At 37.0% G+C, this 230-nt stretch carries 1 protein-coding gene; it reads left to right on the forward strand.

The annotated features are described in order from the left end of the window. A partial coding sequence (locus SB717_RS40005) for a rhodanese-like domain-containing protein (RefSeq protein ID WP_410908935.1) occupies positions 1 to 178 on the forward strand: 178 nt, incomplete at its 5' end. Positions 179 to 230 lie beyond the last annotated feature (52 nt).

A 230-nucleotide genomic window follows, 5' to 3' on the forward strand; every position in this document is an offset into this window, starting at 1 on the left:
TATTCCGCTAAGGCTATTAGAGTTTCGAATGCATGAGTTGGATAAAAAGAAAGAGTATATTATCGTTTGTCGCTCTGGCGGAAGAAGTGGAAGAGCAGTTCAGTTTCTAGAGAGCTACGGTTTTCAAGCAATCAATATGGTAGGTGGTATGTTAGCGTGGGAAGGTAAAGTCATATAGTGAAGTAAGTGATTTGGGCCTTTTTATAAATAAATAAATAAATAAATACCCC

The sequence above is a fragment of the Priestia sp. SIMBA_032 genome, assembly GCF_046535215.1.
In the GTDB taxonomy this organism is placed as follows: Bacteria; Bacillota; Bacilli; order Bacillales; family Bacillaceae_H; genus Priestia; species Priestia aryabhattai.